Here is an 18,835-nt window from a genome sequence, read left to right as displayed (position 1 = left end):
TTCAGTGCGGCTTCTTGCCGAGGTAGATCTGCTGGATCAGCGGGTCGCTCATGATGCGGTCCGGCGTGTCCTCCTTGATCACGGCGCCCTGGTGCAGCACGGTGACCTTCCTGGCGATCATGCGGATGAAGTTCATGTCGTGTTCCACCACCACCAGCGCATGCTGGCGGTTGATTTCCAGAATGAGTTCGGCCGTGCGCGCCACCTCGGCGTCGCTCATGCCGGCGGCCGGTTCGTCGAGCAGGATCAGCGGCGGATCGGCCGCGATCACCACGCCGATCTCGACCCACTGCCGCATGCCGTGCGCCAGCAGCCCGGCCGTGACGTCGCGGTAGGCATGCATGCCCACGCGTTCGAGCGTCTCGCGCGTGATGCGGTCGGCCTGCGCGGTGCTGTTCAGGCGCCGCGCCGAGAGCCACACGTTCTCCCACACGCTCAGCCCGTTGAACAGGCTGGGCACCTGGGTCTTGATGCCGATGCCCAGGCGGCCCGGGTCGTGCGGCTGCATCTTCGAGATGTCCTGGCCGCGGAACAGGATCTGGCCCGAGGTCGGCTTGACCTGGCCGGTCAGCAGCTTGAAGAAGGTGCTCTTGCCGGCGCCGTTCGGGCCGATCACGCAGCGCAGCTCGGCTTCGGCCAGCGTGAAGTTCACGTCGCGCGTGGCGTGCACGCCGCCGAAGCGCACGTTGAGGTTGCGGGTCTCGATCAGGGGTGTCGTCATGGGGCCGTCTCCGTTGCGGCCAGCGTGTGCGGCGGCGCTTCGACCGGGGCCTTGGGGACTGCCGCGGGCGAGGCCACCTTCGGCGCATGGGCCGGCGTCTTGCGCAGGCGCCGCCAGGCCATGTCGATCAGGTCGCCGAGGGTCGGCACGATGCCGCGCGGCACCAGCAGCACGAAGACCACCAGGATGCCGCCGAGCACCAGGTTGGAATTGAAGGTCTGCTGCGTACCGATCTGCGAGGTGAGCCACTGGATGGCGATGCAGCCGACGATCGGCCCGACCAGTGTGCCCAGGCCGCCGACGATGACCCAGATGATGATCTGCGCCGACTGCCCGAGGCCGAAGATGGTGGGGCTCGTGAACGCGCCCCAGTTCGCGAACAGGCAGCCCGCCAGGCCCGCGATGGCGCCGCCCAGCGTGAAGCTGAAGAGCTTGTAGGCGCGCGCGTCGTAGCCCAGCAGCAGCACGCGCTGCTCGTTCTCCTTGGCCGCGACGATCACGCGGCCGATCTTCGAGCTGATCAGCACGCGCAGCCCCAGATAGACCAGCAGCAGGCAGCTGAAGGTGACGTAGAACAGGTCCTTCGGCGTGAGCACCTCGTCCTGCTGCCCGGGCCAATTGAGCGTCGGTATCGCCGGGATGCCGTTGAAGCCGCCCAGCGGCGCGCTGCCGATGCGCCACTCCGGCCCGGCGGTCGAGTTGATCAGGTTGAACAGGATCAGCGTGACGGTGAGGGTGATGACGCCCATGTACACGTCCGACAACCGGCCGTAGAAGATCACGTAGCCCAGCAGCGCGGCGAACAGCGCGGGGACCACGATCGCGAGCAGGAAGGGCACGGTGCTGTCGCCCATGTTCATCATCGCGATCGCGTAGGTGTACGAGCCGAGCCCGAAGAAGGCTGCCTGCCCGAAGCACAGGATGCCGCCGAAGCCCCAGATGAAGGCCAGGCTCACGCCGAGGATCGACATGACGGCGTAGATCGTGACTTCGATCAGCGTGTAGTCGTCCATCACGCCGGGCAGGCCGAAGAGCAGCGCGACGCCAACGGCCAGGCTGATCGCCGCGCTGGCCCAGGACTTGGCAAAACGATTCACAGGGACCCCTTGAAGAAACGCCCGGTGATGCCTTGCGGCAGCAGCCGCAGCATCACGATCGCGGCCACGAGCAGCGCTACCTCGCCCAGCACCGGCGTGGTCACGAAGGTCGCGAGCTGGTTGATGGCGCCGAACAGCGTCGATGCGCCGATCAGGCCTGCCAGGATGGCCGGCCCGCCGCCGATCACGGTGATGAAGGCCTTGGCCACGAAGGCGGCGCCCATGGTCGGCACCACGCCCGTCAGCGGCGCGAGCAGCCCGCCGGCCAGGCCGGAGAGCGCGGCGCCCACCGCGAAGGTGACCGAGTACACGCGGCTCGGGCTGATGCCGAGCGCGTTCGCCATGTCGGGCTTCTGCATGGTGCCGCGTGCGATCAGGCCCAGCTGCGTGCGCGTGAGCACGAAGCGGATCGCAAGTGACAGCGCCACGGCAACCGCGATGATCACCAGCGTGTAGCCGCTGACCGAATAGGCGCCGACGGAGAAACTGCCCAGCGGCGCCGAGACGCCGGCCGTGGTGTTGCCAGCCACCGAGGTGACGATGCCCACCAGCAGCAGCGACAGCCCCCAGGTGGCCAGCATGGTGTCGACCATGCGGCCGTAGAGGCGGCGGATGACCAGCCGCTCCAGCACCACGCCGACCAGGCCCACCGCGATCGGCGCGACGATGAACATCGCGACCCACAGGTTGATACCGATCTTGAGCGCCGCGATGACGGCATAGGCACCGAGCATCATGAACTCGCCGTGCGCGAGGTTGATGACCTTCATCATCCCGAAGATGACGGCCAGCCCGGCCGAGACGATGACCAGGCTCGCCACCGCGTAGAGCACCTGGATGAGAACGACGAGTGCGAGATCCATGCCGGTGCCTTGCCTTCAGACCTTGATCACGTACTGCTGGTTGTCCTTCGGGTTCTTCACGAGGTTGCAGACCGCGCTGGTGTCCACCGGGGGCTGCTGCTGGAAGGTCTCGACGATGTTGAGCTGCTTGTTGCGCACCTCCGCGATGCTCACGTTCAGCACGCAGTGGTGGGTTGCCGGGTCGAGCGAGACCTTGCCGCTCGGGCCGTCGATGCTGATGCCGGTCTCCAGGGCGGCGATCATCTTCTCGCGGTCCAGCGAACCGGCCTTCTTCACGCCCTCGGCCCAGAGCTTGAAGCCCTGGTAGGTACCCATCGCGAGTTCGGTGATGTTGGGATAGTCGGCGCCGAAGCGCTTGTAGAAGCGCTCCTTGAAGGCCTTGTTCTGCGGCGTGTCGAGGTTCTGGAAGTAGTTGTAGGAGATGAGAAAGCCGTCGGCCTCGGCCTGCGACAGCACGATGTGCTCATTGCCGCCCGCGAAAGTGGTGGACGCGAGCGGGATCTTCTTCGTCAGGCCCGCGGCTGCCCACTGGCGGTAGAAGGAGATGTGCGCGCCGCCGACCAGCGCCGAGACGATCATGTCGGGCTTGGCCGCCTCGATCTTCGAGATGGTCGGGCCGAAGTTGGTCACGTCGAGCGGGAAGAAGTCGATGGAGGCGACCGAGCCGCCGTTCTCCTGCACGAACTTCTTGACCCATTGCGACGTGATCTGGCCGTAGTTGTAGTCGGCCGCCACCACGTAGACCTTCTTGCCCCACTTCTTCATCGCGTAGGGAATGAGCTTGGCGACGGTCTGGCCGGGCGTGACGCCGGTGCAGAAGGTGTTGCGGTCGCACACGCCTCCTTCGTACTGCGTGTTGTAGAAGTACAGCGTCTTGTTGCGCGTGAGCACCGGCCGGATCACCTCGCGCGAGGCCGAGGTGATGCCGCCCATCACGACCGTCGACTTGTCCTTCAGCGCCGATTGCTGCGCGAACTGCGCATAGAGCTGCATGTTCGACTGCGGGTCGTAGGTGGCCAGCCTGATCTTCTTGCCCAGCAGGCCGCCGGCGGCGTTCTGCTCCTCGACCGCGAGCGTCATGCAGTCGGCCATCGGCTTGCCGTAGATGTCCAGCCCGCCCGACATGTCGACGATGCTGCCGACGACGATCTCGTCGGCGGCCATGGCTGCCATCGGAAACAGCGGCACCGCGGTGCCCGCCAGGGCAGCGGCCGAAGACTGGATGAAGGAACGACGATCCATGGAACTAACTCCTCGTTGCTCGGCGGGCGCAGCCGCCACTGTGTTGTCGGGAAGGGTGGGAACAGAAGAAAGCGGGCGAAAGCGTCAGATGGCTTTCCAGTCGCCGGCCTGCTCGAAGGCATAGGCGGCGCGGTAGATGGTGGCCTCGTCGTAGCAGCGGCCGGTGAGCATCATCCCGACCGGCAGGCCGTCGATCAGCCCGCAGGGCACGCTCATCGAGGGATGGCCGGTGACGTCGAAGGGGCAGGTGTTGGGCAGCACTTCGAAGGCGCGCGTGACCACCTCCTCGATGCTGGCGCCGGGCGCCGGCAGCGGCGTGGCCGTGATCGGCAGCGTGGGCATCAGCAGCAGATCGACATCGGACAGGGCGCTGTCGTAGGCCGCGGTCAGCTGGCGGGCGAGGTTCTGCGCCTTGGCGTAGTAGTGGCCGCGGTAGTGCTTGATGAAATACTCGCCCAGCACCATGGTGAGCTTGAGCGTTTCGGAGAGCTCGTCGGCGCGGTGCTTCCAGCCGGCGTGGAAGTCGACCATGCTGGTGACGTAGAGCCCCTTCCAGTTGAAGCCGTGGCCGTTGTCTTTCATCATCTGCTGGGTGGCACCCTCGGCGGCAATCGGCAGCCAGATCGCCGGGCCGACCGAGTGCATGGGGACCGACACCTCGCTGACGATCGCGCCCAGCCGGGTGAACTCCTCGGCCGCCTTGCGCACCTTGGCACCGACGGCGGGGTCCGACTGGGGCCAGCCGAAGCCTTCCTTGACGATGCCGATGCGCAGGCCGCGCACGCCGTCCTTCATGAGCTCGCTGTAGGGCTTGGCGGCCTGGCCCGCATGCTGGCGGGGGTCGAGTCCGTCGGGGCCGGCCAGCACTTCGAGCATCAGCGCGTTGTCGGTTACGTTGGCCGTCATCGGGCCGGTGTGGTCGATGGTGAGTTCGATCGGCATCACGCCGGTGTAGGGCACCAGGCCGTGGGTGGCCTTCATGCCGTAGATGCCGCAATAGGACGCCGGCATGCGGATGGAGCCACCCTGGTCGCCGCCGATCGCGAGGTCGACCTCGCCTGCGGCCACCAGCGCTGCGCTGCCCGACGAGGAGCCTCCGGCCGAGTAGCCCATGCGGTGCGGGTTGTGGACCGGCCCGGAGGCACTGGTGTGCGAGCCGCCCGAGAAGCAGAAGTATTCGCAGACCGACTTGCCCACCACCGTGGCGCCGGCATCGAGCAGCCGGGTGACGACGGTGGCGTCGACGTTCGGCACATAGCCTTCGAGCGTGGAGGCGCCGTTCATCATCGGCACGCCGGCGAGGCAGACGTTGTCCTTGAGCACCACGGTCTTGCCGGCGAGCTTGCCCTCGGCCTTGCCCTTGATCGTGGTCTTGACGTACCAGGCGCCGTACTTGTTTTCTTCGCCCAGGGGACGGTAGCCGGGCGTGCGCGCATAGCTCACGACAGGCAGGTAGTCGGGCATCGCGTCGACTGCGTCGTAGGCGTCGAAGTTGGCCTGCAGCAGCGCGTTGTAGCTGCTGGCCTGCGCTTCGGACAGATGGATGCCCAGGCCCAGGGCAACGTCCTGCAGCTGGTCGAGGGTGGGGCGCTTGATGGCCATGAGCGGACTCCGCGTTCTTCGTTGAGTGGGCGCCGGCAGCCCCGAAGAGGCGGCCGGATCGGCGTTGCGTCGGCCTTGCCGCACCGTGCGAAGCAGCGGGCGCCTACAGGCTCGTCACGGCTTTATTCTGTGTGTCGATATTTTCCAAGTCAAGGATTTTATTTTCCTTGGAAAATAAAACACAACCGTTCTCAGCTCACTCAAAGTCGCGTGATGACGCGAAACGCATTGCCTTCGGCCCGGGCCAGATAGATCGGCGTGCGGTTCACTCCACCGCCCTGGTAGTCGGCTTCCCGCGCGCTGCGGTAGTGGATCGGCGTGCCGCCCAGGTGTTCCAGGCAGGCCATGGGCTGCCTGCTTCCGGCGAACAGCGCGCCCAGGAAATGCATGCCCTCGTAGGTCGACTGGCCGAAGGTGTTGAGAGTCGGCGCGCGCTCGCCGAAATGCGCGTGGTAGCGCTCCTTGAAGGCCAGGTTGGCCTCCGTGTCGAGCGTGGCGAAGTAGCCGCAGGCCATGTAGAGGTCTTCCGCGTTGTCGGCGCCGATGCCCAGGAGTTCGTTCTCCCCGATGGCGCAGGACAGCCGCAGCATGGCGCGCGACAGGCTCGTGCGGCCGAAGGCCCGGTTGAACTCGATGGCATCCTGTCCGATGAGCGAGAGCAGGACGGCGTCGACGCTGCCCTTGTGTAGCGCGTCGAGCACCTGCGAGAAATCCGTGGTTCCGAAGGGAACGTACGTCTCGCCGACCAGCTCGCCGCCGGCTTGCGCGATGTAGCCGCGCGCCATCCGGTGCGAGACGTGCGGCCAGATGTAGTCGTTGCCGACCGCGAACCAGCGCCGCGGGTGCTTGTGGCGGCCCAACCAGCCGATCGCCGGCTGCAGCTGGCGTGCGGCGGTCTCGCCGATCGCGAAGACGCCTGGCGTGGATTCCCCGCCTTCGTACAGCGGCGTATAGACGATCGGGATCTGCCCCCCAACGGCGCGCAGGATGCGATGGCGCACGGCGCTGGTGTGCATGCCGATGATGGCGTCGATGTCGCCGGCTTGCACCAGTTCGGTCAGCGTGGCTTCGATGTCGGCCGAATCACCCGCGGCATTGACGGTCAGCAGCCGGCATGAGCGGCCCCCGATGCCCGCGTCGCGGTTGAGCTCGGCCTGCGCCAGCTTGGCGCAGGCGAGGGAAGAGGGAGCCCATATGCCGGCCGTGCCGCCCAGCGGCACGCACAGCGCGATGTTGAGTTCCTGGCGCGCAAGCAGGGGCCGCGGCCGTTGCGCGCGGGCCGCAATCCTGTTCGATGAGAGGGCGGGCATGGGACGGGTGACCGGTGCGGAGGATGGAAGGACGGCGACTGGGGCTGAGCATGCTGCAAAAATCGCGCCAATACTTTCCAAGGCAAACGATTCTGCGTAGACTCACCCGCATCCGATTCCGACGCAGACCGCCCCGCCGCCCATGCCCGAGCAAGACATTTCCCAGTACCTGGCCTACCTGCTGGCCTCCGCCAACCGGCGCATGCGCATCGGCCTGGCCCAATCCATCGCCGCGGAAGAGGTGACGGAAGAGCACTGGCGCATCCTGCAGGTGCTGGCCGACGAGCAGGGGCGTTCCATGGGCGACCTGGCGGAAACCGTGCTGCTGAACCACCCGGCGCTGACCAAGAACATCGACAAGCTGGTGAGCCGCGGGCTGGTGCAGCGCGCAGCCGACGCCACCGACAGCCGCAGGGTGCTGGTCTACATCAGCGACCTGGGCCTGGAAACGGTCTCGCGCCTGAAGAAAAGCGTGGACGCGCACCACGATGTCATCGAAGAAGCGCTGGGGCCGCGCAAGACCAGCCAGCTCAAGAAGCTGCTCGAGAACTTCATCGACGAGTGCGAAGCGCCCTGACGCGGCGCCCTACAGCGCCGCCGTCACGATGATCTCGACGCGCAGGTCGGGCGCTGCCAGCCTGGCCTCGCAGGTGGCCCGTGTGGGCATGGCATCGGCGGGAATCCACTCTGCCCAGGCGGCGTTCAGGCCGGCGAAATCTCGGTCGATGTCCTGCAGCCAGATCTGCACCGACAACAGGCGCGACTTGTTCGTGCCGACGCTCGCAAGGTAGCCGTCGATCTTGGCGAGGATGTCCGCGGCCTGCGCCTGGGCGTCGCCGCTGCGGTCGTTCGCGGTGACGCCTGCGACGTAGACCACCGAGTTGTGCACGACGATGCGGGAAAGGCGTGCGTTGGAGTCGTAGCGCTGGATGTCGCTCATGATGGTTGTCCTTGCTGGAGTGGTTGAAAAGTTGCGGCCGCTCGACGCGCGAAGCGGTCGACGGCAAAGGCTTCGATGGGCAGCGTGCTGCGGCCTTCGGTCACGAGCTCGGCAACGATCTGCCCGCCGATCGGCCCGAGCTCGAAGCCGTGCGCAGAAAAGCCGAAGGCATGCACGAGGTTCGGCGCCGCGAGGCTCGGGCCGATCACGGGAATACCGTCGGGCATGAAGGCCTCGACGCCGGCCCAGGCGCGGTTGACGCCCAGCGGCTTCAGGTGCGGGAACAAGTCGGTCACCGTGCGCGCGCTGCGGGCGAGCTTCTGCATGTCGACGATGCCATGCCGCGCGTCGAGGTCCGCGGTGCAGCGCAGCCCACCGCCGATCAGCACCGTGCCGTTCGCGAACTGCTTGAAGGACAGCGGCCGGCCGGTCGCGCCGAGCACCGGCGTGACGAAGGGCGGTGCACGGTGCGTGATCATGAGCATCAGCCCGCCCCCTTCGACCGGCACAGGGTCACCGGCCTGCGCGGCCAGCGTGCCGGCCCAGGCACCGGCGGCGTTGACCAGATGGGTGGCATCGAAGCTGCCACGCGTGGTTGCCACGTGCCAGCGGCCGGCGCGATGGTCGATGCGTTCGACGCGCGTCTCCTCGTGCACTTCTGCGCCGGCGCGCTGGGATGCCAGCCGGAATGCGGTGACGGCGCGGTACGGCAAGGCATGGCCGTCATCGCGCACCCAGATGCCGCCGACGACGTGCGGCGCAATGGCGGGCACGAGTTCGCGCACCTGTTTGGCGTCGACGAGTTCTTCATGGCCGAAGCCAAGCGAATGCAGACGCGCAACGGTGTCGCGCAGCGTCTGCAGTTCCTCATCGGTCTCGGCAACCTTCAATTGGCCGCTGGGCGCAAAACCCGCGTCATCGCCGACGAGTTCGGCCAGCCGGTGCCACATTGTTCGCGACGCCAGCGCGAGCGGAATCTCGGCGACGTGGCGCCCGAGGGTTCGCACGCCGCCCGCGTTCACGCCGGAAGCATGGCGGCCACAGAACTCGGCCTCGAGCACGATGACCGCCAGCCCGCGCTGCGCAAGATGCAGCGCGCTCGACAGGCCGTGCAGGCCGCCGCCAACGACGATCACATCCGCCGATCGCTTCATTCCGCGCCCGCGAGCTCGCCCAGCGAGATCGGCTTGATCGGCGGCCGGATGCGGTAGTAGCCCACTTCGGCCGGCGTCACGCCGCGCGCGTCCGCGATCAGCTCAGTCACGGTCAGGCCGCACTGACGCCCCTGGCACGGGCCCATGCCGCAACGCCCGAAGGCCTTCGCCTGGTTCGGTCCGTCGCAGCCGAGCGCCACGAAATGCCGGATGGCGCCGGCAGCGACTTCCTCGCAGCGGCACACGATCACGTCGTCTGCCGGAATGCGGTTGGCCTTCTTGGGCCGGTACAGCGCATCGAGGAAGGGGCGGATGCGCAGGTGCTCGCGCAGCGCCGCGCGAAGCGGCGCGGCGAGCTTGTCGCGCTCCGCGGTCATGATCCGGCCGAGCCCGTGCATCGCGCCGAGCGCCGCAAGCTCGCCCTGCTGCGCCGCCGCCAGCGCACCACCGATGCCGAGGCCGTCGCCGGCGACGTGGATGCCGGGCACGTCGAGCGCACCCCAGGCATCCGCCTCGGGCCGCCAGCACAGTTGCGCGTCGTCCCAGGTGTGCCCGGCCCGCAGCGACCAGGTGAATTGCGTGTTCGGCACCACGCCGTGGTGCAACAGAAGGGTCGAGGTTTCGATGCGATGCGCCTTGCCGCCGGCCGTGAAGCGCAGCGCCTCCACGCCGTCATCGCCTTCCGCTGCGAGGTTCTCGGCACCGGTGTGGAAGGGCACACCGGCGCGCTTCAGCACACGCATGAGCGACAGCCCTTTCTTCAGGTAGCGCCAGCCGGCCAGCGCGCCGCCGAGGTGCGAGAGCGCGCGGCGGTAGTCTTCCATCGACGTCGTGTCGACCAGCGCGCGAATTGGCACGCCCGCGCGCACGTACTGCCAGCCGAGCAGGTAGAGCAGTGGTCCGCAGCCCGCGAGCACGACGGGCTCGGCCGGCACCACGTCGGCGCTCTTCAGCAGGATTTGCGCAGCGCCAGCGGTGAGCACGCCCGGCAGCGTCCAGCCCGGGATCGGGAACGGACGCTCCATGGCGCCCGAGCAGAGCACGACGCGTCCGGCCTGCAGCGTTGAGGTCGCGCCGTCGCGCAGGTAATGCACAGCGCCTTCGGGCGTCACCTGCCAGACGGCGGCGTTGGTCAGGTGCCGGGCGCCGCTTGCAGCGAAGGCATCGGCGAGCGAGCGGCCGGCGGCGTAGTCCGGCCCGAGCAGGTCGACCCGGCGCGCCGGCGCGTCGGTGATGGCGCGATAGATCTGCCCGCCCGCACCGCGTTGCTCGTCGAGCACGACGACGCTGGCGCCGAGCCGCGCGGCAACGATGGCGGCCGACATGCCGGCCGGTCCGGCGCCAACGATGGCGATGTCGCAACGTTCATTCGACATGCGCGGCCTCTTCGGCTATCACGGCATCAGCGCCATCGAAGGAACGCAGGCCGGCCTGCGTCTTTACCTGCATGCCTTCGGCCACCGCGACGAGGCAGCTCTGCCGGTTGGGCTGGCCGTCGATATCGACCAGGCAATCGAAGCACGCGCCCATCATGCAGTAGGGCGCGCGCGGCGCCCCGCTCACGGGCGTGGTGCGGAAGGTAGAGACACCGTTGGCGAGCAGGGCCGCGGCCACGCTGCAACCGGCCGGAGCCTGCAGGCCACGGCCATCGAAAAACAGGTTGACCATCGGCTCGCCGCGCGGCGAAGCATCGGCCGGAACCAGGGAGCGAAAGCGGACGTTAGTGGGCATGTTGGAAGGTCTCGTTGCCGTTGAGGAAGCGGTCACCGCTGAAAGATTCGATGCCGGCCGGTGCGCCGTCCCCGGCACTGCCGGCGATCCACGGCGCGATGGAGAACGCATGGTTGGCGGCCAGCGTCACGCCGCTGTGACAGGTCACGACGAATGCGCCAGGGCACTGCGTCGATGCTTGGTAGATCGGAAAGCCGTCGGGCGTCATCACCCGCAGCGCGCCCCATGCGCGCACCAGCCGCAGGCTCTCCAGCACCGGAAAGCTGCGCACGCCGCGACGCGCGATGGTGCTCAGTACGTCGGCGGTCGTGCCGTCGTCGAGGCCGACGTCCTCGAGCGAATCGCCGAGCTGGATCGTGCCTTCGTCCGTCTGGCGCACGTAGGTGGTCGGATGGTCGAGAAAGCGGGCGACGCGTTCGCCGACCAGCACCTGGCCCCGGTTGGGTTGCACTGGCGCAAAGAGGCCGACCTGCGGCGCCAGCTCGCGGTTGCCGAGGCCGGCCGCGAGCACCACGCGCGGCGCGTGCCATGTGGCCGTGCCGGCCTCGATCTCGAAGCCGCCGGCCTGCGGCGTGATCCGCGTCGCCCGGCTGCCCTGCGCGAAGCGCACGCCGTGATGGCGGCAGGCCGCGTGCAGCGCCCGCAGCAGCTTCAGCGGATTGGCGTGGCCATCCATCCGCGTATAGCTCGCGCCGGCGACCGCGGGCCCGATGCCGGGCAGCCGTGCCTTGAGCGATGCGTGGTCCAGCATTTCGAAGGAGTAGTTGCCGTCGAGCGCGTCGCTGATGCTGCGCATGCGCGCTTCGCGTGCCTGCATCTCCTCGTCGGAAAAGCAGAAATGAAAGCCGCCGGGCTGGCGCAGCTGCACGTCGATGCCGGTGTCGGCATTCAGTGCCTCGGCGAGCTGCGGCCATTGCGCGGCCGACCTCATCGTCCAGCGCGCATACGGCGTCATGCCGAAGCCCTTGCCCTGGACCCATACGAGTCCGAAGTTGCCGCGCGACGCACGAAAGGCATCGTCGCCCTCGTCAAGGACGGTCACGCGAGTGCCGTTGCGCGCCGCGCCGTAGGCCAGCGCGGTGCCGACCAGGCCGCCGCCGACGACGATCAAATCACTTGTGTTCATGGAATGCAGAAAAAGAAATGCCCGGATGCGAGCAGATGGGCAGAGGCGGGCAGGGCGCGCTCAGCCCTTGCCGATCAGCACGCGGTCGAGGCCGACGAGGCGGTCGAGCAGCACCATCAGCACCACCGTGCCGGCGATGAGCACGGTCGATACCGACGCCACCAGCGGGTCGATGGTCTGCGCGATCTGGTTGTACATGGCGACCGGCAGAGTCGTGGTGCCCGGCGTGGCGACGAACACGGTCATGGTGAGCTCGTCGAAGCTCTGGATGAAGGCGAGCATCCAGCCGCCGACCACGCCCGGCAGGATCAGCGGCAGCACGATGCGGCGGAACGCGGTCATGCGGTTCGCGCCGAGCGAGAGCGCGGCCTTCTCTGCATCGCGATCGAGGCCCGTGGCCGAGGCCAGCACCAGCCGCAGTGCGTAGGGCATGACCACCACCACGTGCGTCAGCGCGAGCCACGCGAACGACCCCGACACGCCCACCGTGGTGAAGAAGCGCAGGAACGCCACGCCCAGCACCACATGCGGAATCATCAGCGGCGACATGAAGAAGGCCGCGAGCACGCCGCGCCCCGGAAAGCGGTAGCGCACCAGCGCCAGCGCGGCCGGCACTGCCAGCACCACGGCGACGGTCGCGCTCGCAAGGCCGAGCCAGAGCGAGATCCAGAACGCGTTGACCAGCTCGGTGGCGCCGCCGATGGCGCGGAACCAGCGCAGCGAGAAGCCGTCGGTCGGCAGCGAGATGTAGCCCTTGCCTGTGAACGACACCAGCACCACTACGACCAGCGGCGCCAGGATGAAGGCGATGAAGATCGCGTGGTAGACGAGGGAGAGCAGTCCGTTCTTGCGCATGTCGTGCCTCTTTTTCTCAGCCTTCGAAGACCTGTGCGTAGCGCCGCTCGAGCCAGCGGTTGAAGCCGGCGATGACGATGACGTTGGCCACCAGGAGCAGGATCGCGATCGACGCGCCCAGCGGCCAGTTCAGCGTGCTCAGGAACTCGTCGTACGCGGCCGTGGCCACCACCTTGAGCCGGCGCCCGCCAAGAATGGCCGGCGTGGCGAAGGCCGAGGCCGCCAGCGCGAACACGATGATCCCGCCCGACAGGATGCCTGGCAGGATCTGCGGCAGGATGACCCGGCGAAACACCGTGAAAGGCGCCGCGCCGAAGGAGAGCCCCGCGTTCTCGACCTGCGGATCGAGCTTCTGCAGCGAGGCCCACACCGAGATCACCATGAACGGCATCAGCACGTGCGTGAGCGCGATGACCACCCCGGTCATCGTGAACAGCAGGCGTACCGGTTCGTCCGTGAGGCCGAGCGCCCGCAGGCCCGCATTGATGAGCCCGTTGTTGCCCATGAGGATGGCCCAGCCCAGCGTGCGGACCACGACCGAGACCAGCAGCGGGCCAAGAATGACGATCAGGAAGATGCCCCGCCACGGCGCCTTCATGCGCGACAGGATGATGGTTTCCGGCACGCCGAACAGCACCGACAGCAGCGTGACCGCGAGCGCCAGGCCGGCCGTGCGCAGGAAGATCTCGTAGTAGTACGGGTCCGAGAAAACCTCGAGGTAGTTGCGAGCAGTGAAGTCCGGCAGCACACCGCGCGTGCCGTCGAACGAATGGAATGACAACACCGCGGTGAGCGCGAGCGGAATCACCAGCAGCCCGAGAAACAGCAGCAGCGCGGGCGCGCTGAGGAACCAGGGCGCAGAACCCGCGCGCGGCCCGGAGGCTGCCTCAGCCATTCGCGGCCTCCGTGTCGAGCAGGCGCAGGTCGTCGTCCAGCCAGTGCAGCGCGACGGCTTCGCCTTCGGCCGGTGGCACCGCGCCGATGTTGGGATGGCTTACGCGCATCGGCCCGAGCGCGCTGTCGACCTCGACCAGCCAGTGGTTGCCCAGGAAGAGCCTCGTGCGGATGGTGGCCGGAATGCCGTTCGCGGCCGAGGCCGGCGCAAGCTTCACCTTCTCGGGCCGAACATAGACGTTGACCTCGCGCGCAAGCGGCTTTTCCTGGTGCGGCACGTGCAGCAGCGAATCGCCGACACGCACTTCGCAGCAGCGCATGTTGCGGGCTTCGACGACACCTTTCAGCACGTTCGTCTTGCCGAGGAAGGACGAGGCGAATGCGGATTCGGGTCGCTCGTACGCCTCGTAGGGCGTGGCGAGCTGCACGATGCGCCCGCCGTGCATGACCGCGATGCGGTCGCTCATGGTCATGGCCTCGACCTGGTCGTGCGTGACCAGGATCGTGGTGATGCCAAGGTGCCGCTGGATGCCGCGCAGCTCGACGTGCATGTCCTCGCGCAGCTTCGCGTCGAGGTTCGACATCGGCTCGTCGAGCAGCAGCACCTCGGGGCGCACCGCCAGCGCACGGGCGATGGCAACGCGTTGCCGCTGGCCGCCCGAGAGTTCCTTTGGATAGCGCTTGCCCAGGCCCGGCAGCCGCACGAGCTCGAGCGTCTCGTCGATGCGTTTCAACTTCTCGGCGCCCCGCATGCCGCGCATCTCGAGGCCGAAGCCGATGTTGTCGGCCACGGTCATGTGCGGAAACAGCGCATAGCTCTGAAACACTACACCCATGCCGCGCTTCTCCGGCCGCATGGCCGTGATGTCGGCGCCGTTCAGGCGGATGCGTCCGCGCGTCGGCTCGACGAAGCCCGCCACCATCTGCAGGGTGGTGGTCTTGCCGCAGCCCGAGGGGCCGAGCAGCGAGATGAACTCGCCGCGCTCGACGTCCAGGCTCAGGCTCTCCACGGCGCGGAAGTCGCCGAAGGTCTTGCCGAGTTGATCGAGTTGAAGGAAGGTCATGCTTGCTCAGCGTTCGACGGTGCGGTTCCAGCGGTTGGTCCATTCGGCGCGCTTCTCGTTGACCAGCGTCCAGTCGGTGGGCAGCAGCTTGTCCATCTGTTCCTTGCCGTACGGCACCTTGGCCGCCACTGCCGGTGCCAGCCTGGTGGTCGAGTTGGCCGGGCCCCAGCCCTGCGTGTCGGCGAGGATGGCCTGCACTTCAGGCGTCAGCAGGTAGTTGATGAAGGCCTGCGAGAGCGCCGGGGCGGTGTTCTGCGCCACCGGGCAGGCAGCTATCAGCAGGGCCGGCGCGCCTTCCTTCGGAATCACGAATTGCACCGGGAAGCCCGTGTCCTTCAGCGCCTGCACGCGGCCGCTGCCCCACACGGCCAGCATGATGTCGTTGTTCTGGAACAGCTCGGTCATCTTGCCCGGCGACGGTTCCCACGCCAGCACGTTGGGCCCGACTTCGCGCGCCATTGCCGTGAAGCCCGGGTCGATGTTCTTGTCGCCGCCCTTGCGCAGCTTGGCGAAGGTCAGCAGCGTCTGCAGGCCGTAGGTGTTGCTGATCGGCGGGATCGCGACCTTCTGCTTGAAGCGCTTGTCGGTGAGCACCTCCCACGAATCCGGCGGAGGCAGGTTCGCCTTCTTGAAGGCTTCGGTGTTGTAGGCGATGCCGGCGGCGACGATGCCCACGCCGACTGCGCTGTCGGTCATGCGTGCGACGGGGTACAGGTCTTTCAGCACCGGCTGGTTGCCCAGCTTGTCGCAGAAGCCGAACTGCACGGCCTGGTACATCGGGCCGTCGTCGAGCAGCACGACGTTGAGTTCCTGCTTGCCCTTTTGCGCCTGCAGCTTGGCCAGCGTGTCGGTTGAGTTGCCCGACACGTAGACGATCCTGGCGTTGTGCTTGGCCTCGAACGCGGGGATCAGCTTCTCCTTGAAGGCCTTCTCGGTCGAGCCGCCGTAGGAGCCGACGTAGAGCGTGGTCGGCTGCTGGGCTGACGCGATGGTTGCTGCGGCAAGGGCGCAGAAGGCCAGCACGGTGGACAGCGCCGCATTCACGGCCGCGGAAACGGGACGAAGCATCATGGGATTTCCTTTGTTGCGCACCAAAAAGTCCGGGTTTTCCCTATCGTGATGCGTTTCTCTTATGGCGCACCAGAATGGGTTCTGCAGTTCGTTTCACTCGAAGAACGCAGATTAACGATGCGTTCGTTCGCTGAACAATCGTTTTTTTTCGGAAGGCCATAACATTCATGTATGGAGTGCCAGACATGAAGATTCGTCAATTGGAGGCCTTTCGCGCCGTGATGCTGTGGCAAACGGTGACACGCGCGGCCGAGTCGCTGCACGTGTCGCAGCCCGCCGTCACGCGGTTGATTGCCGACCTGGAGGAAAGCGTGGGCTTCCCGCTCTTTTTGCGTGTGCGGGGGCGCCTGCAACCCACCGCGGAGGCCGAGGCGCTGAACGAGGAGGTCGAGCGCTCGCTGCTCGGCATGGAGCGCATTGCGCGAACCGCCGAGGAGATCCGGTCGCTGCAGCGCGGCGCGCTGCGCATTGCCGCCGCGCCGGCATTGGCGCTGTCTTTCCTGCCGCGCGCAATTGCGGGCTTCCTGGCCGAGCACAACGACATCCGGGTGTCGCTCGCCAACCATTCCTCGCGCACGGTGGTGGACCTGGTGGTGGGCGAGCGCTGCGACGTCGGATTCGTCATCCTGCCGGTAAGCCATTCGAGCACGCACGGTGAGCGGCTGATCGCGACCCGGATGGTTTGCGTAATGCGCAGCGATCACCGGCTCGCGAAGAAAAAGGTGATCCGTCCTCCAGACCTGGCTGGCGAGCACTTTGTCTCGCATCCGCATGTGATCGAGTCGCGGCTGCACGTCGACGCGCTCTTTGCGTCCTACGGCATCGAGCGCAAGCTGCAGGTCGAGACACAGGTGTCGGCCGGCGTTTGCGCCATGGTGGCTGCCGGCCTCGGCGTGTCGCTGGTGGACCCGATCACCGCGCTGGAGCACGCCGGCCAGGGCCTGAGCTTCCTGCCCTTCGAGCCGGAAATGGTGACGGATTTTTCCGTGCTCACGCCGGTGCGGCGGAGCTCGTCATTGCTGGTGAGCGCCTTCGTCGATCACGTGCGCAAGTTCGCCGTGGCGCAACTCGACCCGAGATTCGTCAGCCCCTGATTTACGTTCCGGGCTTCTACAGCGCAGCCTCCACAGCCAGCGCCACGGCCGCAAGCCGCGCATCGTCGCCGCGCATCGAGGCCAGCATCAGCCCCACCGGCAGTTCGCCCGGCGCATGGCAGGGCAGGCTGAAGGCGCAGCCGTCGAGCAGGTTGATCGCGAAGGTGTTGCGCAGCAGCAGGCCGTTGGCCTTGAAGAAGGCGGCGTCTTCCGCCAGCGCCGCAATGGGCGGCGCGACGATCGGCACGGTCGGGCACACGAGGGCGTCGAAGCCTTCGATGGCCCGTTCGACGCGGCCGATCCAGTCGCGCCGGCGGTCTTGCATGGCGATGTAGTCGGCGGCGCGCACTTCGGTGCCGAGCGCGATACGTGCGGCTACGCGCGAATCGAAGCCGCTGCGCTTTGCGGCGAAGCGCTCGCGGTGCACCGCAGAGGCCTCGACCGGCGAGAAGCCGCCGGGCGCGTTGACGGTCGCGATCTCGGCGAGTTCGGCTAGCGTGATGTCCACGATCTGCGCGCCAGCGGCCGAGAGGGCCTGCAGCGCGCGGTCGAAGGCGTGCGCCACTGCGGGCTCGATATCGTCGAACATCATCGTGCGCGGCACGGCAAGGCGCATGCCCTGCAGCGGGCGGCGGCGCACCGCGAGCGGTGCATCGGCAATGGCCGCATCGGCGATCAGGCAGTCTTCCACGCTGCGGGCCATGGCGCAGACCGTGTCGAGCGAGCGCGCCAGTTCGAAGGCACCCGTGCGCGGCACGCGCGACTGCGTGCTCTTGAAGCCCACGAGCCCGCACAGCGCGGCAGGAATGCGGATGGAGCCGCCCGTGTCCGAGCCCAGCCCCGCGACAGCGAGGCCGAGCGCCACCGACACCGCAGCGCCCGACGACGAACCGCCCGGAATGCGCGCCGTGGCCGCGTCGGCCGGATTGCGCGGCGTGCCGTAGTGCGGGTTGATGCCCACGCCCGAGAACGCGAACTCGGTCATGTTGGTCTTGCCGACGATGGCAGCGCCTTGCGTGCGCAGCCGCGTCACGGCGACTGCGTCGCGCGTGGCCGGCGGCTCGCCTGCGCAGACGGCGGAGCCGGCCATGGTGGTCTCGCCGGCCACGTCGTAGAGGTCCTTGACCGACACGGGCAGGCCGGCGAGCGGGCCGAGTTCGATGCCGGCCTTGCGCGCCGCATCGGCGTGTCGGGCTGTAGCGAGCGCGGCATCGGCGTAGAGCCGCGTGAAGACGTGCTCGGCAGCGGGTTGCGTGGCCGCTTCGAGCACCTGTTCGATCAGCGCCTCGTGCGACAGCTCGCCGCGCGCGATGCGTTCGCGCAGGGCTGCAATGGTGAAGACGTCTTTCATCACGCCACCACCGGTAGTGCTTCCACCGCATAGCGATGCACGATGCGGCGCTGCAGCTTCGGGTCGTGCAGTTCGATTTCCATCTGCCCGGCAGGCCGGATGCCTTCGCCCTTCGCGTTGGGCAGTGCGCCCAGCGTGCCGCAGGTCATGAACAGCCCCTCGGGTGCGCTGCCGGCGCCGGGCATGCCGTCGCGCAGCGCGCCCAGCGGCCGGATCGACGCGAGCGTGCCGCGCTGGTAGTCGGTCCAGCGGCCATCCTCGAAGATGCGCGAGCGCAGTTCGAGTGAGTCCTGGTGCGCCTGCACGTCGCGCCAGCGCCATGCGGTCTCGGCCACGGGCTTGGCGCACATCTGCTTCGACACGGCCACCGAATAGCTCTCGACATGCCGGTCGGTGTGATCAGAGGCCACGCTCAGCCACCACTCGCCCTGCGAGAAGAAGAACACGGGCTCGGCTTCGCCGGAGCTCTGGTCGCCCAGCGCCTCGATGGCCGGCGATTGCGTCAGCAACTGGGCCGCGACGCGGTAGTACAGCGGCACGCTCGAAGGGCGCGGCACGCCGAGCTCCGCCAGCTCCTCGATGTGGTGCTCGATGGCAGCGATGTCGCGGCCGGTCCAGCCTGCCACCACCAGCGCGCGGGGCGCGATGCTGTGCAGGGCGGTGGAGCGCGTGCCGTCTTCGGCAATGCTCTCGCAGGCGAAGCGCAGGGAATGATGCATG

19 protein-coding genes are annotated in these 18,835 nt (G+C 67.7%); 2 read left to right on the top strand and 17 right to left on the bottom strand.

Features of this window, described 5'->3' with window-relative positions; all coding sequences use genetic code 11:
• Position 1: 1 nt before the first annotated feature.
• The 6 genes from AC07O3_RS11925 to AC07O3_RS11900 all read right to left on the bottom strand — a co-directional run bounded on the left by AC07O3_RS11925 (position 2) and on the right by AC07O3_RS11900 (position 6,835).
• Positions 2-721 carry an ATP-binding cassette domain-containing protein gene (locus AC07O3_RS11925; RefSeq protein ID WP_093049222.1) on the bottom strand — a complete coding sequence of 240 codons (720 nt, stop codon included), beginning with the start codon at positions 719-721 and terminating at the stop codon, positions 2-4.
• A complete protein-coding gene (locus tag AC07O3_RS11920) occupies positions 718-1,818 on the bottom strand; it encodes a branched-chain amino acid ABC transporter permease (protein ID WP_495339393.1) in 1,101 nt (366 codons plus the stop codon). Before AC07O3_RS11920 ends, AC07O3_RS11925 begins: the two co-directional genes overlap by 4 nt.
• On the bottom strand, positions 1,815-2,681 hold the full coding sequence (locus AC07O3_RS11915) for an ABC transporter permease subunit (RefSeq protein WP_495339392.1): 867 nt from the start codon (positions 2,679-2,681) through the stop codon (positions 1,815-1,817). The genes AC07O3_RS11920 and AC07O3_RS11915 overlap by 4 nt, the downstream gene beginning before the upstream one ends.
• A 15-nt stretch (positions 2,682-2,696) precedes the next feature.
• Entirely contained in the window at positions 2,697-3,923 is a 1,227-nt protein-coding gene (locus AC07O3_RS11910) for an urea ABC transporter substrate-binding protein (RefSeq protein WP_093049228.1), read from the bottom strand.
• Between the two features lie 84 nt (positions 3,924-4,007).
• On the bottom strand, positions 4,008-5,525 hold the full coding sequence (locus tag AC07O3_RS11905) for an amidase (protein WP_495339391.1): 1,518 nt from the start codon (positions 5,523-5,525) through the stop codon (positions 4,008-4,010).
• Between the two features lie 200 nt (positions 5,526-5,725).
• Complete coding sequence (locus tag AC07O3_RS11900) at positions 5,726-6,835, bottom strand: substrate-binding domain-containing protein (RefSeq protein WP_093049234.1); 1,110 nt, start codon at positions 6,833-6,835, stop codon at positions 5,726-5,728.
• A 142-nt stretch (positions 6,836-6,977) separates the two neighbouring features.
• Between AC07O3_RS11900 and AC07O3_RS11895 the strand changes: the two genes are divergently transcribed.
• The gene (locus tag AC07O3_RS11895; RefSeq protein ID WP_093049237.1) at positions 6,978-7,412 is read left to right on the top strand and encodes a MarR family winged helix-turn-helix transcriptional regulator; all 435 of its coding nucleotides are present in this window, start codon (positions 6,978-6,980) and stop codon (positions 7,410-7,412) included.
• Between the two features lie 9 nt (positions 7,413-7,421).
• On the opposite strand, the gene AC07O3_RS11890 is transcribed toward AC07O3_RS11895, so the two are convergent.
• The 9 genes from AC07O3_RS11890 to AC07O3_RS11850 are packed head-to-tail and all read right to left on the bottom strand — an operon-like array spanning position 7,422 to position 15,667.
• A complete protein-coding gene (locus AC07O3_RS11890; RefSeq protein WP_093049240.1) occupies positions 7,422-7,775 on the bottom strand; it encodes a RidA family protein in 354 nt (117 codons plus the stop codon).
• Positions 7,772-8,929, bottom strand: a complete 1,158-nt coding sequence (locus AC07O3_RS11885) for an NAD(P)/FAD-dependent oxidoreductase (RefSeq protein WP_495339390.1) — start codon at positions 8,927-8,929, stop codon at positions 7,772-7,774. Before AC07O3_RS11885 ends, AC07O3_RS11890 begins: the two co-directional genes overlap by 4 nt.
• On the bottom strand, positions 8,926-10,305 hold the full coding sequence (locus AC07O3_RS11880) for an FAD-dependent oxidoreductase (RefSeq protein WP_495339389.1): 1,380 nt from the start codon (positions 10,303-10,305) through the stop codon (positions 8,926-8,928). Before AC07O3_RS11880 ends, AC07O3_RS11885 begins: the two co-directional genes overlap by 4 nt.
• Positions 10,295-10,660 carry a (2Fe-2S)-binding protein gene (locus AC07O3_RS11875; protein ID WP_093075650.1) on the bottom strand — a complete coding sequence of 122 codons (366 nt, stop codon included), beginning with the start codon at positions 10,658-10,660 and terminating at the stop codon, positions 10,295-10,297. Before AC07O3_RS11875 ends, AC07O3_RS11880 begins: the two co-directional genes overlap by 11 nt.
• Positions 10,650-11,786 (bottom strand): NAD(P)/FAD-dependent oxidoreductase, encoded by a 1,137-nt coding sequence (locus tag AC07O3_RS11870; RefSeq protein ID WP_495339388.1) that lies wholly within the window; start codon positions 11,784-11,786, stop codon positions 10,650-10,652. The genes AC07O3_RS11875 and AC07O3_RS11870 overlap by 11 nt, the downstream gene beginning before the upstream one ends.
• A gap of 60 nt (positions 11,787-11,846) precedes the next feature.
• Positions 11,847-12,641 (bottom strand): ABC transporter permease, encoded by a 795-nt coding sequence (locus tag AC07O3_RS11865; protein ID WP_093049254.1) that lies wholly within the window; start codon positions 12,639-12,641, stop codon positions 11,847-11,849.
• Between the two features lie 16 nt (positions 12,642-12,657).
• Positions 12,658-13,536 (bottom strand): ABC transporter permease, encoded by an 879-nt coding sequence (locus AC07O3_RS11860; protein WP_435458844.1) that lies wholly within the window; start codon positions 13,534-13,536, stop codon positions 12,658-12,660.
• The gene (locus AC07O3_RS11855; protein ID WP_093075647.1) at positions 13,529-14,599 is read right to left on the bottom strand and encodes an ABC transporter ATP-binding protein; all 1,071 of its coding nucleotides are present in this window, start codon (positions 14,597-14,599) and stop codon (positions 13,529-13,531) included. Before AC07O3_RS11855 ends, AC07O3_RS11860 begins: the two co-directional genes overlap by 8 nt.
• A 6-nt stretch (positions 14,600-14,605) precedes the next feature.
• Entirely contained in the window at positions 14,606-15,667 is a 1,062-nt protein-coding gene (locus AC07O3_RS11850; RefSeq protein ID WP_495339387.1) for an ABC transporter substrate-binding protein, read from the bottom strand.
• Positions 15,668-15,855: 188 nt separating this feature from the next.
• Here AC07O3_RS11850 and AC07O3_RS11845 point away from each other — a divergent pair, with 188 nt between their 5' ends.
• Positions 15,856-16,764 carry a LysR substrate-binding domain-containing protein gene (locus AC07O3_RS11845; protein ID WP_093075645.1) on the top strand — a complete coding sequence of 303 codons (909 nt, stop codon included), beginning with the start codon at positions 15,856-15,858 and terminating at the stop codon, positions 16,762-16,764.
• Positions 16,765-16,780: 16 nt separating this feature from the next.
• On the opposite strand, the gene AC07O3_RS11840 is transcribed toward AC07O3_RS11845, so the two are convergent.
• Together AC07O3_RS11840 and AC07O3_RS11835 are read right to left on the bottom strand one after the other, a co-directional pair.
• Positions 16,781-18,115: an amidase gene (locus AC07O3_RS11840; protein ID WP_495339386.1), complete on the bottom strand. Its 1,335-nt coding sequence runs from the start codon at positions 18,113-18,115 to the stop codon at positions 16,781-16,783.
• Positions 18,115-18,834, bottom strand: a complete 720-nt coding sequence (locus AC07O3_RS11835) for a DUF2848 domain-containing protein (protein WP_495339385.1) — start codon at positions 18,832-18,834, stop codon at positions 18,115-18,117. The genes AC07O3_RS11840 and AC07O3_RS11835 overlap by 1 nt, the downstream gene beginning before the upstream one ends.
• Position 18,835: the final 1 nt, after the last annotated feature.

This window comes from Variovorax sp. GW821-FHT09D05, from assembly GCF_059416325.1.
The sequence above is the reverse complement of the archived record's forward strand: the minus strand, read 5'-3'. Positions and strand labels throughout refer to the sequence as shown.